The following is a 397-nucleotide window of genomic DNA, read 5'->3' as shown; positions in this document are numbered from 1 at the left end:
ATATCTGCCGATCTGCCGGATACGACACTGCCAAATACCACATCCCGGCTGTTGTTATACCGCTGCAGCACAACGCCCCACGCTGCTTGCATAAGAGTATTGACCGTCACTTGCTTCTGCTTGACCAGCTTGTTCATCCGTTCTGTTACTTCGCGGCCCAGTGTAAACGAAAGCTTGTCCGCTTCATATGCTTTAGCGTGACCGTCCAGCTGTTTGACCTGCGGCAATACGGTCTGCTGCTCAAAGCCCGCAAAATAATCACGCCAGAACCGTTCAGCCTCCGCATTATCCTGCCGATCCAGCCATTCAATATATTCGCTGTACGGTGTTACCGGGGCAAGCTCCGGCTTGCGGTCTTCGAGGATAGCAAAGTACGTATGAAATGCTTCCCCGACAA

Annotated in this window: 1 protein-coding gene; it reads right to left on the bottom strand. The window is 52.4% G+C overall.

Annotation, left to right across the window (positions count from 1 at the left end; translation table 11 throughout):
• Window positions 1-397: condensation domain-containing protein (locus AC5V8P_RS26155; RefSeq protein WP_495474126.1), on the bottom strand; the 397-nt coding region annotated here is incomplete at both ends.

This window comes from Paenibacillus sp. N119s (assembly GCF_059447605.1).
This window is presented reverse-complemented; position numbering and strand designations above follow the sequence as displayed.